We start from the raw sequence: 14,455 nt of genomic DNA, 5'->3' as shown, positions 1-14,455 counted from the left end.
TCACCCCCGGGCCGGCCACCAACCCGGGATGCGGCGCCTCCGTCTCCCCTCTCCCTCAGGGAGAGGGGCCGGGGGTGAGGGTGGACGCACGGTTTATACGCCCCCGCTCTCTGCAGTGACGAACGGGCTGACGGGCGAGTGAGGCGGACCTTGAACGACGTTCGGGAATCACCGCCCCCTCACCCCCGACCCCTCTCCCCCAGAAGGGGGCGAGGGGGGAAGGGCACGCGTCGCTCAGTAGTTGCCGGCGGTGACGCCGGGCCAGTCGTCGGTGCGGAAGGGCGCCGCCGGCAGGCCGCGGGTGTTGAACAGCGTGACCTTCGGGTTGTCGGACCAGCCGTAGCGGACGGCGGCGATCTCCGAGACGCCCTCCGGCGCCGTCACCTTCACGGTGTTCGGGCCGGTCAGTTCGGCCTTGGCCCAGTGGAATTTTTTGTCCGGCCCGGCGACCGCGAAGCCCAGGGCTTCGCCGGGGGCGGCGACGTCGGCGCCGATCGACTCGTCCCGGCGGATCTGGAGCGAATCGCCGTCGACGTCGAAGGTCACCGTGGCGGTTCTGCCGTCCATTTTCACGTCGGCCACCCGCGGGCTGAGCTGCCCGGCGGCGTCCATGTCGTAGACGGTTTCCAGCGCCGCCAGGGCGAGGCGTTCGCCGACGTCCTTTTTATTGCGGGGGTGAATGTCCTTCGCCTCGCCGACGTCCAGAATCACCGCCTGACCGACGTCCGGCAGTTCGTCCAGCGTCTTGTCCTGGGCTTCCCGCAGTTCGGCCCAGTCGGAACCGGCGTTGGCGTCGTCCGTGGGGGCGCGGAAGTTGGCGAGCTGCACCCAGAAGAACGGCAGGTTCTGGCCGAACTGCTCCCGCCAGTCCTCGATCATAGCGGGGAAGATTTCGTCGTACTGCTCCGCCCGGCCGGCGTTGGATTCGCCCTGGTACCAGATCGCCCCTTTGAGGGCGAAGGGGACCAGCGGGGCGATCATGCCGTTGTTGAGGTTCCCGGGGTGGTGCGGGTTCGTGGGGGTTTGGCGATTGGTCCACTCCTTCCCGGACGCTTCGGCGGCGGCGAAGCCCTCGTCGATCTTCTCCCACCGCTCCAGCAGGGGCGGGGCGGTTTTGAGGGTCTTCAGCGATTCCTCGCGGGTCCAGGCCTCGGACGGCGTGCCGCCCCAGCTGGAATTAATCAGGCCGACCGGCCGGCCGGTCTCCCCCTGAATCGTCTTGCCGAAGTAGTAGCCGACCGCGGAGAAGCCCTTGGCGCTCTCCGGGCTGAGGACCTGCCACTGGGCCTCGGAGGCGAGCGTGGTTTTCGGCTCGCGGACGCTCTGCCGCGGGACGGTGAACAGGCGGATCTCGTCGTTCTTCGCGGATTGAATCTCGCGGTCGGCGTCGAGGGTGTTGTTCAGACCCCAGGCCATGTTGGACTGCCCGCTGCACAGCCAGACGTCGCCGGCGAGCACGTCGGTGTAGACCTTGCGGTCGGCGGTGTCGGCGTCGCCCTCGGCGTTCGCGGCTTCCGCGTCGGCGTCGGTGACGATCAGCGTCAGCTTGGTTTCCGCTTTAAACGGGCCGACGGTCACGCTCCAGCGGCCGTTCTCGTCCGCGGTGGCGGTGGCGACGGGGCGCTCGTTGATCACGTCGGCCGGCGGGGCGTCGGTGACGACGGTCGCGGCGACGTTCACCTTGCCGCCGGGCTCCGTCAGGCCGAACACCGGCACGGGGCGGTCGGATTGCAGGACCATGTGGTCGCCGAAGATCGGCGCCGGGGTGACCTCCGCGGCGGCCGGGGCGGCGAGGCCGGCCAGCAGGAGCGCCGGACAGAGCGAACCGGGGGCGAGGAATCTTGTCATGTCAGTGTCGAGCGGGGGACACGGGAAGGCGGGAACGAATCAGGCGACGCTAATGCCGCCCCCCCGCCCGTTCAACCGACCCCGGACGCCCCGCCGCCCGCCGGACGCCGCCGCCCCCGCCGAACGTGACGCGTCCGGCCCCCACGCTACGCTTCCCGCGCATGGACGCTCCCGCCTCGTTGCCGCCCTCTTCGCACCCGGCCGGCTCCCTGCGGGAGCTGCTGGCCGTGGCGGTGCCGTTGGCCCTCAGCACGGGGTCGGTCAGCGTGGCGCAGGTGGCGGACCGGGCGTTTCTGGCCCGGTACGACCCGGCGGCGCTGGCGGCGTCGATGCCCGCGGGGATGCTGCAATGGGCCGTGCTGAGCCCCTTTTTGGGGGTGGGGATGACGGTGGGCACGTTCGTGGCCCAGAACGCCGCCGCCGGGCACCCGGGCCGGGCCGCCGCGGCGGTCTGGCAGGGGGTGTGGGCGGCGGTCGCCGCGGCGCTCTGCTTCGCGGCACTGGTTCCGCTGGCCGGGCCGCTGTTCGAGTTCGCCGGGCACGGGCCGGAGGTGACGCGGGCGGAGGTCTCCTATTTTCAGACCCTCTGCTGGGGCGCCCTGCCGACCGCCGCCAGCTTCGCCCTCTCCGGGTTCTACGCCGGCCGCGGCCGCACCAGCGTGGTGATGGCGGTGAACTTCGCCGCGGCACTGACCAACGTGGGGCTGGACTGGCTGCTGATCTTCGGCGCCCGCCTGCCGGGGGGCATTGAGGTGCCGGCGTACGGCATCGCCGGGGCGGGGGCGGCGACGGCGCTCAGCTTCGTCGTCGCCTGCGGGTTGTATTTCTTCGCCATGACCCGCGGCGCCGGGCGGGCGATTCGGATCTACCATTACGCCCGGTTCGACCCGGCGATGATGCGGCGGCTGCTCAGGACCGGCCTGCCCACGGGCCTCAACATGGCGGCGGACGTCGCGGCGCTGACGGTCTTTCTATTCCTCGTCGGCCGCCTCGGCCGGAACGAACTGGCGGCGAGCACGCTGGCGTTCAATTTAAACTCCCTCTGCTTTCTCCCGGCGATCGGGCTGGGGCACGCGTCGACGATCCTGGTGGGCCACCGCATCGGCGAGGGCCGCCCGCACGTCGCCATTCGCACCGGCTGGCTGGCGACGGCGGTGGGCGTCGCGGGGATGGCCGTCAGCGGGGCGATCTTCGTGTTCGCCCCCGGGCCGCTGATCGACTTATACGTCGGCGACGGCTCCTCCTTCACCGCCGGCGAACTCGCCGCCCTATGGGCGACGGCGCCGGCGTTATTGAAGTTCGTGGCGGCCTACAGCGTGTTCGACGTCTTCGCCGTCGTGCTGGGCGGCGCCGTCCGGGGCGCCGGCGACACCGTCTTCCCGGCCGTCTGGACGATGTTCTGCGCCTGGGGGCTGATGGTCGTGCCCACGTTCTGGGGCGTGCTGGGCGGCGAGACGTTCGGCCTGCCGGCGCTGGGCGGGGGGGAATGGACCGGCCGCGACGGCGTCTGGTGGGCTTGGGCCTGCTGCACCGCGTATATCGTCGCCGTCGGCTTCGGCATGACCGCCCGCTACGTCGGCGGGAAATGGCGGGGGATGAGCGTGTTGGAGGGCGATCGGCAGCCCGAGGCGCGAGCCGAGGCCGGGTGACGCATCGACCGTCGCCTGCGGTTTCGCGGCCACCCAGAGCGCTCGGACGCCGCGAAACCGCAAGCGGTCCGCGGACAGGTAAATGGCCGTCGGACGCTCAGGGAAGGATCAACGTCGCCTGCCGGGGCGTCAGCGGCACCGGCTCCCCGGGCGGGGGCGGGGCGGGGATTAATAACTGCGACAGCGCCGCCAGCAGGGCCGGGACGCCGGCGCCGGTCTCGGCGGAGACGCCCAGCCACCCCGGGGGCGTCGGCTGTACGTCCGGGCGGTCCAACTTATTCCAGGCCCGCAGCGTGCGGCGGTGGGGGGGGAGGGGGGCGATCTCCTCGGCGGCGCTGCCGTCCGCGAGTTGAATGACGGCGTCGGCGTCGGCGAGGGTCGCCCGGGCCTTCGCCACCCCGGCGGCCTCCAGCGGGTCGAGCGTCTCCCGCAGGCCGGCGGTGTCCGTCAGCCGCACCGGCCAGCCGTCCACCGCGATCGTCGCCCCCACCGCGTCCCGCGTGGTGCCGGCGATCGGCGAGACCAGCGCCCGGCCGTAGCCCGCGATCGCGTTCAACAGCGAACTCTTCCCGGCGTTCGGCGGCCCGGCGATCACGACCAGCCACGGTTCAGTCAGATGCCGGCCGAACTCAATCCGCTCCCGCATCGCCGCGTGCTGCGACGGGTCCGCCAGCCCCCGGGCCAGCGTGCCGCTTATCTGATCGAGGATCACCCCCGCGCACCGCACCGTCGGGGCCGCGGCCAACGCCGCGGCGAGTTCCGCTGGAAGCTCGCCGGAGCGGGCGTGTTCCTGTTCCTCCCAGCCCACCCGCTCGACGCCGGCGGCGGCGAGGTCGGCGAAGATCCGGTCAATCGCCGCCCGCCCGCCGTGGCCGTGGATCTCCGTTTCGTCCGCGGCGGTGCGAACGACGATCAGCTCCTCCCCCGGCCGCCGTTCCGATTCGTCTCGCCCCCAGCGGCCGAAGGCCACGCGGTTCAGCGGCTGAGCCGAGACCGGCCGCCCGTTCGCGGCGGCGAAGGCGGCGTCGCAGAGCGTCGGCGGGCCGACCACGCGGATCACCGCCACCGCACCGCGACCCGGCGGCGTGAGCAGGGCGGCGGTGGGCCGGGCGCTCACAGGTCCCGGGCCGCGAGGAACAGGCCGGTGAGGGTGAGGTGCGGGGCGAGGTGGGGCTCGCAGCGCCGCAGGCGGTCGACCGTCAGGCCGGCGGCGCCGCCGGTCAGGATTTGGAACGCGGTTCCCTCGGCCCAGCCGCCCAGCAGGCGATCGACGACCGCGGCCTGCATTTCGAGCACGCCGAACCGGATGGCGGCCTCGGTGTCGCGGCCGTCGGCGGGGGCGTCCTCGGTGAAGCTCACCTCCGGCAGTTGGGCGGTGTGAGCGTGCAGGGCCCGGGCGCACAGCACGATGCCGGGCAGGATCGCCCCGCCGAGGAACTCCGGCCGGTCGCCTGCGGAGAGGGGGTGGGCGGGGAGGCGGACGGTGTCGATCGTCGTGGCGGTGCCGCAGTCGGCGACGGCGGCGAACTCGCAGCCGGCCGGGGCCAGGGCCGCGGCGGCGAGGGCGTTCAGCAGGCGGTCGGCGCCCACCCGCTCCGGCTGGCGGGCGCCGTTGGCGATCAGGCGGTTCAGCGCCGCCCGGGGCAGTTCGATCGGCGGGGGGCCGCAGTCGGTCGGCCAGGCGGCCAGCAGGGCGGCGGCGCCGGCCGGGTTCACCCCGGACCACACCGCCGGGGCGGCCGCCCCGTGCGGGGCGTGCTCTGCCAGAAAGGCCCGCAACTGTGGGGCGGGGTCGTCGGCGTGCGCGACGCGCAACGTGGCGACCGGCTCCGGCGGGCCGCCACGGGAGGCTTTTTCCGGGAACAGCCCGGCCTTCCAGCGACTGTTGCCGACCTCAACGACGAGCCTGCGGGGCGACGGCATGCGAAACGACGCGGGGGAGGAGCGACGACGGGGGGGGGGGGCGACAACGGGGGCGACGACGGGGGAAACGACCGGCGGGCGCCGTCCGGAGGCGCGACAGAACCGGCGCCGTCGGCAGGCGCGGGCGCAAAAGGGGGGGCGGGGGCGGATTCTAGCCGTTCCCCCCGCCGCCCGCCGCCGGCCTCCGGAACCGGACGTAGCGTTGCCGCATCACCACGAAGCGACGACGGCCGGTCGTCTTTTCGCAACATCATCTCCTGTCAGACCCCGCCCCCCGCGTGTCGTCTCCCGATCTCGAACACGCCGCCGCCGAGCCCCGCGACGCCGTGCTCCCCGACGCCGGCCCCCCCGCGGTGGGGCTGCCGGCCGTGAATCAGGACGAATACGTCCCACTGCGGCGGTGCGATCTGCGGCGGGGCACGGTGCTGAAGACGCCGGTGCTGGACGAGCGCGGCGTCTTGCTGCTGGCGGCGGGGCAGGTGATCTCCGACACCTTTCACGCCAAGTTGGTCGATCGCGGGCTGCTGTCCGTCCAGGTGCACGCCGGAGAGGTCGCCGAACTGCTCGCCGGCATCCCGCAGGGCGAAGCGACGCAGGCCCCCCGCGCCCGCATCGGGGTGGTAGCGCCGGCGGCGAACGCCACCTCCGAGGCGCTGGACCAGATCGCCATGAGCGGCCGCGGTCTCGGTCTGCCGCGGCAGGGCGTTCCGTTCGGCGAGGAGCAGATCGACCGCTCCGGCGCCCCCTACGACCCCGCCCGCCGCGACGCCTGCGTCGCCCGGCTGAGCGAGGCGGTCGGTGCGGCGGGGGTGATTCAACGGGACATCGCCTCCGGCCGCGGCGTCGACCTGCCCGGGCTGAACTCGATCGCCGAGGGAGCCCTCGACGACCTCGCCGCCGACCGCGATCTGTTCGCCGCCATCGGGCTGAGCCCGCACAGCGCCGGCTACCCGACCCGGCACGGCGTGCACGCCTCGATGCTCGCCGCCGCCGTCGGCGCCACCCTCGGGCTGGACCGGCCGACGCTGAACGAACTGACGATCGGCGTGCTGGTGCACGACGCCGGCATGCTGCGGCTGGACCCGGCCCTGTACGACACGCCCGGCCCGCTGGGCAAAGCGGCGTTTCTGGAGATCACCAAGCATCCGGTGCTGGTGTTCGAGGCCCTCAAAAGCGCCCGGGACATTCCCCCGCGGGCGGCGTTCATCGCCTATCAGATGCATGAACGCTGCGACGGCTCCGGCTATCCCCGCCGCCGCACCGCCCCGCAACTGCACGCCCTGGCCAAGATCGCCGCCGTCGTCGACGCCTTCGCCGCCCTCACCTCGCCCCGCCCCTACCGGCCGGCGCTGGCCCCGCACCACGCGATGCGGCACGTGTTGAAAGAGGCCGCCGCCGGGGCGTTCGATCTGGAGGCGGTGCGGGCGCTGTTGCGGACGGTGTCGCTGTTCCCGCTGGGCAGCCGGGTGAAGCTGGACGATGGCCGCCGCGGCCGCGTGCTGCGGATCACCGACGACTACAGCCGCCCGCTGATCGAACTGGACCCGCCGGGCGGCGTCGCCGGGCGGGGCGGGGCGTCGGGCGAACTGCTGGACCTGAGCGCTCACCCGCAGCGCCGCGTGACCGGCGTCTCCGCCGACGCCCCCCCGCTGATCGACGAGGCCGGCGCCGAGGGAACCCGCGCCCCCCTCGCCGCCGCGGCGTGAATCGCTTGCGGTTTCGCGGGGTCATCGACTCTCCGGCCCCCGCGAAACCGCAAGCGGGGAGCCGGGGTGAAGAGAACGCCGGCGACTGCGGTAAGTTCGGGAGATGACGACCGCCCCGCCCCCGCCCGTTCTCCGACCGGACGCCCCGCCCGCCCGTCGGGCGACGGTGGCGGATTGGTTGGGGCTGATCCGGTTCAGTCATACGGTGTTCGCCCTGCCGTTCGCGTTGATGGCGGCGCTGCTGGCCTGGCGGGCGACCGACGCCGGGCCGACGAAGATCGGCTGGGACCTGCTGGGCGTGACGCTCTGCATGGCGACGGCCCGGGCCGCGGCGATGGCCTTCAACCGGCTGGTCGACCGCCGGATCGACGCCGCCAACCCCCGCACCGCGTCGCGGCATCTGCCCGCGGGGATCGTCTCGCCGACGTCCGCGGCGCTGTTCACCCTGATCTGCTCCGTGGGGTTCGTCGCGTCGACGCTGCTGTTCCTGCCGAACCGTTGGCCGCTGTATTTATCGCTCCCCGTGCTGGCCTGGCTGCTGGGCTACAGTTTGGCGAAGCGGTGGACGTGGCTGTGCCACTGGTGGCTCAGCGCCGCGTTGGCCCTCGCCCCGATCGCCGCCTGGCTGGCGATCGCCGGCGACGCCTTCTGGCAGACCGGAACGCCGGCGCTCTGGCTGGCGGCGGTCGTGCTGCTGTGGGTCGGCGGGTTCGACATCCTGTATAGCTGTCAGGACGCCGACTTCGATTGCGAAGCCGGTTTGAACAGCGTCCCGGCCCGGTTCGGCGTGCCGACGGCCCTGAAGATCGCCGCCGCCGGCCACCTGCTGTGCGGCCTGTGCCTGTTCGGCCTGTGGTTCTCCGCCGACTTGGGCGGGGTCTTCCTGGCCGGCGTGATCGGCGTCTGCGGGCTGCTGATCTACGAGCACGCCCTGGTCAAACCGCACGACCTGAGCCGGGTGGGCGCCGCGTTCTTCACGGTGAACGCGATCATCTCCCTGGGCCTGTTGGCGGTGTTGGGGGCGGATTTGGCGGCGACGCGGTTCGTCGGGTGAACCTCGTCCGGTCGGGGCGGTTGGCCTGACAGCCTGTGAACCGTAGAACCGCTGTTATGCCCGCCTTCGCCGACCCCGCTGATCCCCGCCTCCAGACGATCGAGGCCAAAGTCCACGCCGGCGAACGGCTGTCCTTCGAGGACGGCCTGTTCCTGGACGAATCGGTCGACGTGCTCACCCTCGGCCGGCTGGCGAACGAGGTGCGGGAGCGCCGCTGGGGCGACGTGGCGTTCTATAACACCAACCTGCACCTCAACCCGACGAACGTCTGTATTTATCGGTGTAAGTTCTGTGCGTTCCGAGCCGACCTGCGGGACGAACGGGCCTACACCGTGGACGAGAAAATCATCCACGACCGCGTCGCCGAGGCCCAGCGGAAGGGCGCCACGGAGATCCACGTCGTCGGCGGACTGCACCACAAGAAGAAGTTCGACTGGTACGTGGACGTGATCCGCACGATCCACGACGCCTGGCCGGAGCTGCACATCAAGGCGTGGACGCCGGTGGAGATCCACTGGTTCGCCCACATGACGAAGAAGCCCTACGAGTGGATCTTCGAGCAACTGATCGACGCCGGCCTGGGCAGCCTGCCCGGCGGCGGGGCGGAGATCTTCGACCCCGAGGTGCGGTCGCAGATCTGCGAGCATAAGGCCGACAGCAAGCAGTGGTTCGACGTGCACGACGCCGCCCACCGGGCCGGTCTGCGCAGCAACGCGACGATGCTCTACGGCCACGTCGAGCAGGCGAAGCACCGCGTCGACCACCTGATCCGCCTCCGCGATCAGCAGGACAAAACCGGCGGCTTTCAGACCTTCATCCCGCTGGCCTTCCACCCGGAAAACACCAAGCTGGACCACATCCCCAAGCCCAGCGGGATGACGGACCTCCGCATGATCGCCCTGAGCCGGCTGATGCTGGACAACTTCGACCACATCAAGGCGTATTGGATCATGCTGGGCGAGAAGACGGCCCAGACGGCGCTGGCCTTCGGCGCCGACGACCTGGACGGCACGGTGGTGCACGAGGAGATCTACCACGACGCCGGCGCCACCACGCCGGAGGGCCTGACCGTGGAGCAACTGCACCGCCTGATCCGCGAGGCCGGCCGCGAGCCGGTCGAACGGGACACCCTCTACCGCCGCGTGCTGCGGGACGAGGCGGAGCCGGTCAAGTGGCGCGTCGGCGAACCCGTCGCCCCGCTGACGGCCGCGTGACCGCAGCGTGAGGGCAGGACAGGCGAGCGGCGGGGCGTCAGCCCCCCGTGCGTCCGTCGCCCCTCGTGCGTGGAACGGCCCCCCGTGCGTGGAACGAACGTCCGCGGGCGGTTTCGCGGCGGCCTTTCGTTCCGCGGACGCCGCGAAACCGCAGGCGTCGTCCTCCGCAACCATCTGTGCGGGCGCCGGGACGTGAATCCCCCGCCGGGGCGGGGGACGAACTGCCCGTGCGGTGGAACGTCAAGCCCCTTTGCCAGTAGCATATCCGGTCTCGCCCCGACCGGACCCTAGAATGCCCCTGCCCGACGACGCCTTCTTCGAGAAGTGGAAGGCCGAGCTTTCCCCGGAGGAGCAGGAGGCGTTCGTCCTCGACGGAGCCATCGACGAGGAGTCGTGGAACGACGCCCCGCTGAAGATTCTGTTCGTCACCGCCGAGCCGGACTTCGTCACGGACGACTCCATCAAGGAGGCCGGCGACATGCGGAAGCTGCTCTCCGACGACGGCCCCCCGGGCGTCTTCGGCATGGGCCTGGGCCGCTGGGCCGCGATTCTGCTCGAGGGCAAAGTGCCCAAGAAGTTCGGCCGCGTCTCCGCCCGCCACATGACCGCCAACACGGCGATCATCAACCTGAAGAAGACCGGCGGCGGCCCCGAACTGGCCGACTCCCCGGCCCGCGGCGTCGTCAACTGGGCCCTGGCCCATCAGGAACGGCTCCTGGATCAGATCGAAGCCCTCGCCCCGGAGGTGATCGTGCTGTGCGGCGACCGCGTGCTCGCCGCCTGGCCGGTGATGCTCTACGGCGACGCCGCCGAGCGGCCGATCATGCGGGGCGAATACGCCTGGAGCGATCCCGACGTGCTGCCCAGCGTGAAGGCGATCCTCGCCACCGTCAGCCCCGCCGCCCCGGGCATGAAGACGGAGCTGAAGAACGCGGAGATCGAACAGTTCGCCGCCTCCCAGGAGGTCCGCGCCCTGCACGAGAACCCGCCCGAACTGCCGGAGGAAGCCTCCGAGGGCGGCGACGCCGCCGAGGGCGAAGAGTCTCCCGCGGGCGACGCCGAGGCCGCCAAGACGGACGACGCCGACGGCGCCGGCGAACAGGAGTGAGCCGGTGACGGCCCCGACGGCCGCGGACCTCGACCCGACGCTGCCGGAGGCGGTGCGGGTCGAAGCCGCCGCGTGGGCCGCCGCCGCGGACGCCCCCGTCCCCGAGGGGCCGGACAGCACGGACTTCAGTTTTCAGCCGGACCCGGCGTGGGAGGAGGCGGAGGAGGCGTTCCTCGAGGCGTTCGACGCCGCGCACCCGGACCTCGAAGCCGAGGGCCGCGGCGACGTCGTCCGGCTGCTCCCCGCCTGCGGGCCGTTCGAACCCGGAGATGAGACCCACCGCCGGCTCTGCTGGCTGTGCGTGAACGCAGCTCGCATGGTCCGGCACTGCTGGGACGAGATCGCGGAGAACCCCGACGCCCGCGACCGCCTCGCCGCCCTCGCCGACGTGCTGCGGGGCGACTGGTTCCTGAAGGGGGAGGGGCCGGAGCCGGACTGGGCGCCGCTGACGGAGGCCGCCGTGGCCCTGCGGGACGGGCAGAAGGTTTTCGACTGCGATTCCTGCCGGGTGGAGCCGGTCGCGGCGGCGGTCGCCCACGCTGCCCGCTTCGCCCGCGACGGCCGGCTCGCGGACGCCGCCGACAGCCTGCGACATGTCCGCTGGGCCGCCGACGAGGGCTGTTGGTGGCACGATCCCGAAGAACCGCAGGCCGCCGACGCGGCGTTCGCCGAGTGGTTCGTCCGTTACGCCCTCCCCGCGGCGTGGCGCTGCCAGGAACTCCCGCCGTGCGACCCCGGCGTGCCGGTCTGGCGGGTCGTGTAGAATCCGGCGACAGGTTTCGCCCTCCCGCCGCCCTGAACGATGCCGGAACTCCTCGATCCCCCGTCGGTGGCCGACGCCGCCCGCCGCCCCTTCACCGTCGCGGAGTTGGCGGAGCGGTTCGGCTCACTGCCGGCGTGGCGGGTGCGGACGAAGCCGTATCCCGGGACGGCGACTCGAGAGGACGCGGAACGTCTGCGGGATGCGGGGGACCTGTGCGAACTGGTCGACGGCACCTTGATCGAGAAGACCGTGAGTTACGTCACGTCCGTGATCGCGATTCGCGTCGCGTGGCTGCTGATGGACTTCGTGGAGCGACACGACCTCGGCTGGGTCGGCGGGTCCGACGGTTACGTCGACCTGTACGGCGGCACGTTGCAGCGAGCTCCGGACGTATCCCTGGTGCTCGACGAACAGTACCCGGACGGACTCCCGCGGCGAGGGTACGTCGAAGGCGCCCCCGCACTTTGCGTGGAGGTGGTCAGTCCAGACAACACCCGGCCGGAGATGGCTCGCAAGCGGCGGGAGTACTTCGAGAACGGCTGCCGGCTCTGCTGGACGATTTACCCGGCGACCGACGACGGCCCCGCGACCTGCGAGGTTCACACGCCACTGACCGACGACGGGGGAACCGGCCCCGAAGACGGTGCCGGAACCGTGCTGACCGAGGCCGACGACCTCACCGGCGGCGCCGTGCTGCCGGGCTTCGCCGTCCCCTTCGCCAAGGCCCTGCGGCGAGGGGCGTGAGCGGAACGGTGACCGACCAAGAACTGCTCGTCGCCGTCGCGTTCATCGCGGCGTTTTGCTGGCCCTTTCTGGCACTGGGCGGACTGGTCTGGTGGTTCTGGCGCTCCGATCAACGTCCCGACGTGCCCGCGATCGAACGCGGTCGTGTGCCCGAATCCTTGCTCGCGCTCGTGCTGGCGGCGGGCGTCGCCTCGCTGATCGGGCTCGGAGCCGCATTCACCCACTTCGGTTTGATCTGACGCCGTGTTGACGCTTACCAGTGCCGTGACCGGGGGCCTGTTCGCCCTGCTGGCCGTTGGGCTCTGCCTGGCGCCGCGCATGCGGTGGGGGGCGAAATGGGCGGGGTTCGCCGCGGCGCTGACCGGCGGGCCGGCGCTGCTGGGGTGGGCCGTCGAGTTCGATCTGGACGACCCGGCCAGGCGGGCCGAGGTGCTGTTTCAGGCCGGGCTGTTCAACCTCGCCACCCTCGGCGGCGTCGCCGGGCTGGCGTGGTTGGACGGGCGGACGCGTCCGTAGGGTCCGCTGTGCGGACCGCCTCGGAAGGCTGCAAGTTTCCGGACGGTCCGCGCAGCGGACCCTACGGGAGGAACCGTTCCGGCCCCATCACCAGGAACGACTTCGTCAGCCCGCCGAGCCGTTCGCGGTGCAGGCGGGCGTCGGGGAACAGCGCTCGTAGCTCGGTCGCCGTGACGAGGCGGGTCTCCTCCACCCAACGGGTCGCGTCGGCGGCGGTTGTCGCCCGGTCGACGCAGCCGACGGCCGTGCGGCGCACGATCGCCGCTTGCACCCGCTTCGGCAGGAACTGCCAGAGGGGTACGCGGTAGTCCGGGTCGATCGGGAACCACAGGTTCGGCGTGCGGACCGCGTAGCGGCGGGCGACGCGGCGGAGCTCCGCGGCGAAGTGCTCCTGCCGTTCGTACAGGCCCAGATGGTCCAGTGCCCCCTGGCTAAAGGCGAGGTCGAACTCGCCCGTCCGCCAGCGGGACAGATCGCACAGGTCGCCGGTGAGGTATTCGAACCGCGGATCGCGGGCCTCCCGCGGCGGCTTCTTCAGGCCCGGGTCCAGCAGCGTGACCCGGCACTTCGCCACCAACTCCGCCGGCAGGGCCTTCCAGAAGGAATCGAACCCCCCCGCGTCCAGCACCGTCACCGGCTGGGCGGGGCCCGCAGCCGACAGGGAGGCGTGCAGAGTTTCGATCACCGCCGCCACCGGGGCGAACCGGGCGACGCGGCGGTCCGCCGGCGGCGGGGAGGCCGGAGCGGCGTCGGGCGAGGGGGCGGCGAGGGCGGGCGACATGCAGAGGTGCGAAGTGAATCGATTCCGGCCACGCTAGGGCGCCGGCGCCGGCGGCGCCGGCGCTTCTTCCCGCCCAACGGTCCGTTCGTCATGCCCGCCGCCCCCCCGTCCGGCGCCACCGGTTCCCCCCCAGCCGCGAGCGCCTCCGCCGCCGCCGGTTCCGACACGAATCGCCCGCGGGTGACGGCGTTCGATCACGCGACGCTGGTCGCCGGGGATCTGGACCGCACCCGGGCATTCTACGTCGGTCTGTTGGGGATGACGGAGGTCCCGCGACCCGCGTTCTCCTTCGGGGGGCTGTGGTTCGCCACGGCCCCCGGCGGCCCGCCGGCGCTGCACATCATCGAGAGCCACGGCCCCGGCACCCCCCGGCCGGACGTGCCCGGTCCCGGTAGCGGGCCGCCGGGCATCAACGAGGACGGCCGCTCCAAGCAGACGCGCGGCCCGCACCTGGCGCTGCGCTGCGACGACCCGCGGGCGTTCGAGCCGCTGCTGGACGCCGCGGGGGCTCAGTTCGTCCGTCGGGCGAAGCGGCGGCCGGACGGGGCGACGCAGGTGTTCGTCTGCGATCCGGACGGCCACGTGATCGAGCTGTGCTCCGCCCCCGCCTGACGCCGCCGCCTCAGGACGCCGCCTGACCGCACCTTCCGGGACGGCGGGCCCGCATAACCGGAGCGCTGGGCGCGCGAAGGCCGCCGGGGGTTGCGGGGAAGCGGCAGAATCGGCCCGGGCGGGGACCGCGTCGCGCTTGCGGGGCGGCCGGTGTGGCGAGTGCGGGCGGCGGTGTCGTATGTTTCGCGGCGACTTCCACGATCGCCCCCGTGGGGATTGCTTCCGCCCCGTGTCCATCCCGACCGCGACCCGCCCCCACCGTCTCTCTATGGCGAGCCCCACGAACGCCCGCCGGATGATTCTCCTGGCCTGGGCCCTGGCCGCGGTCGCCGCGTTGCTGGCGATCCTCGACCTCGTCCTGCCGCCCGAAGCGAAGGTGTTCGGCGGTCAGACGGTGATGGACGTGCTGTTCCTGATCTGCGCCGCCCTGGTCGGCTTCCTCGGCTGGGACGCCTGGCGCGACATCCGCTGAGACCTTACTCCCCTCTCCCTTGAGGGAGAAGGGCTGGGGGTGAGGGTGACGCACGGTTCACACGC

The 14,455-nt window shown here is 72.3% G+C and carries 15 protein-coding genes; 11 read left to right on the top strand and 4 right to left on the bottom strand.

Going from position 1 to position 14,455, the window contains the following annotated elements; genetic code table 11:
• Positions 1–234: 234 nt before the first annotated feature.
• Complete coding sequence (locus CA12_RS05015; RefSeq protein WP_145357783.1) at positions 235–1,848, bottom strand: sialate O-acetylesterase; 1,614 nt, start codon at positions 1,846–1,848, stop codon at positions 235–237.
• Positions 1,849–2,009: 161 nt separating this feature from the next.
• Here CA12_RS05015 and CA12_RS05010 point away from each other — a divergent pair, with 161 nt between their 5' ends.
• Positions 2,010–3,497 (top strand): MATE family efflux transporter, encoded by a 1,488-nt coding sequence (locus CA12_RS05010; protein ID WP_145357782.1) that lies wholly within the window; start codon positions 2,010–2,012, stop codon positions 3,495–3,497.
• A gap of 97 nt (positions 3,498–3,594) precedes the next feature.
• On the opposite strand, the gene CA12_RS05005 is transcribed toward CA12_RS05010, so the two are convergent.
• Positions 3,595–4,614, bottom strand: coding sequence for a GTPase (locus CA12_RS05005; RefSeq protein ID WP_165700561.1), 1,020 nt, complete (start codon positions 4,612–4,614; stop codon positions 3,595–3,597).
• Positions 4,611–5,420, bottom strand: coding sequence for a type III pantothenate kinase (locus tag CA12_RS05000; RefSeq protein WP_145357780.1), 810 nt, complete (start codon positions 5,418–5,420; stop codon positions 4,611–4,613). Before CA12_RS05000 ends, CA12_RS05005 begins: the two co-directional genes overlap by 4 nt.
• Positions 5,421–5,698: 278 nt before the next feature.
• Between CA12_RS05000 and CA12_RS04995 the strand changes: the two genes are divergently transcribed.
• The 8 genes from CA12_RS04995 (at position 5,699) to CA12_RS04960 (ending at position 12,525) form a co-directional block, all read left to right on the top strand.
• The gene (locus tag CA12_RS04995) at positions 5,699–7,126 is read left to right on the top strand and encodes an HD-GYP domain-containing protein (RefSeq protein ID WP_145357779.1); all 1,428 of its coding nucleotides are present in this window, start codon (positions 5,699–5,701) and stop codon (positions 7,124–7,126) included.
• A 103-nt stretch (positions 7,127–7,229) separates the two neighbouring features.
• On the top strand, positions 7,230–8,180 hold the full coding sequence (locus CA12_RS04990; protein WP_145357778.1) for a 4-hydroxybenzoate octaprenyltransferase: 951 nt from the start codon (positions 7,230–7,232) through the stop codon (positions 8,178–8,180).
• A 56-nt stretch (positions 8,181–8,236) separates the two neighbouring features.
• Positions 8,237–9,394, top strand: a complete 1,158-nt coding sequence (gene mqnE, locus CA12_RS04985; protein WP_145357777.1) for an aminofutalosine synthase MqnE — start codon at positions 8,237–8,239, stop codon at positions 9,392–9,394.
• Positions 9,395–9,686: 292 nt separating this feature from the next.
• A complete protein-coding gene (locus tag CA12_RS04980; RefSeq protein WP_145357776.1) occupies positions 9,687–10,502 on the top strand; it encodes a hypothetical protein in 816 nt (271 codons plus the stop codon).
• A 4-nt stretch (positions 10,503–10,506) separates the two neighbouring features.
• Positions 10,507–11,265 carry a hypothetical protein gene (locus tag CA12_RS04975; protein ID WP_145357775.1) on the top strand — a complete coding sequence of 253 codons (759 nt, stop codon included), beginning with the start codon at positions 10,507–10,509 and terminating at the stop codon, positions 11,263–11,265.
• 66 nt (positions 11,266–11,331) lie between these two features.
• Complete coding sequence (locus tag CA12_RS04970) at positions 11,332–12,009, top strand: Uma2 family endonuclease (RefSeq protein ID WP_165700560.1); 678 nt, start codon at positions 11,332–11,334, stop codon at positions 12,007–12,009.
• Between the two features lie 8 nt (positions 12,010–12,017).
• On the top strand, positions 12,018–12,248 hold the full coding sequence (locus tag CA12_RS04965; RefSeq protein ID WP_145357773.1) for a hypothetical protein: 231 nt from the start codon (positions 12,018–12,020) through the stop codon (positions 12,246–12,248).
• A gap of 4 nt (positions 12,249–12,252) precedes the next feature.
• A complete protein-coding gene (locus CA12_RS04960) occupies positions 12,253–12,525 on the top strand; it encodes a hypothetical protein (RefSeq protein ID WP_145357772.1) in 273 nt (90 codons plus the stop codon).
• A gap of 61 nt (positions 12,526–12,586) precedes the next feature.
• On the opposite strand, the gene CA12_RS04955 is transcribed toward CA12_RS04960, so the two are convergent.
• A complete protein-coding gene (locus CA12_RS04955; RefSeq protein ID WP_145357771.1) occupies positions 12,587–13,306 on the bottom strand; it encodes a methyltransferase domain-containing protein in 720 nt (239 codons plus the stop codon).
• 90 nt (positions 13,307–13,396) lie between these two features.
• On the opposite strand from CA12_RS04955, the gene CA12_RS04950 reads away from it, so the two are divergent.
• Both CA12_RS04950 and CA12_RS21845 read left to right on the top strand, forming a co-directional pair.
• Positions 13,397–13,918 (top strand): VOC family protein, encoded by a 522-nt coding sequence (locus CA12_RS04950; RefSeq protein WP_145357770.1) that lies wholly within the window; start codon positions 13,397–13,399, stop codon positions 13,916–13,918.
• 295 nt (positions 13,919–14,213) lie between these two features.
• Positions 14,214–14,390, top strand: coding sequence for a hypothetical protein (locus CA12_RS21845; protein ID WP_165700559.1), 177 nt, complete (start codon positions 14,214–14,216; stop codon positions 14,388–14,390).
• The last annotated feature ends 65 nt before the right edge of the window (positions 14,391–14,455 follow it).

This window comes from Alienimonas californiensis (genome assembly GCF_007743815.1).
GTDB lineage: Bacteria > Planctomycetota > Planctomycetia > Planctomycetales > Planctomycetaceae > Alienimonas > Alienimonas californiensis.
The sequence above is the reverse complement of the archived record's forward strand: the minus strand, read 5'-3'. Positions and strand labels throughout refer to the sequence as shown.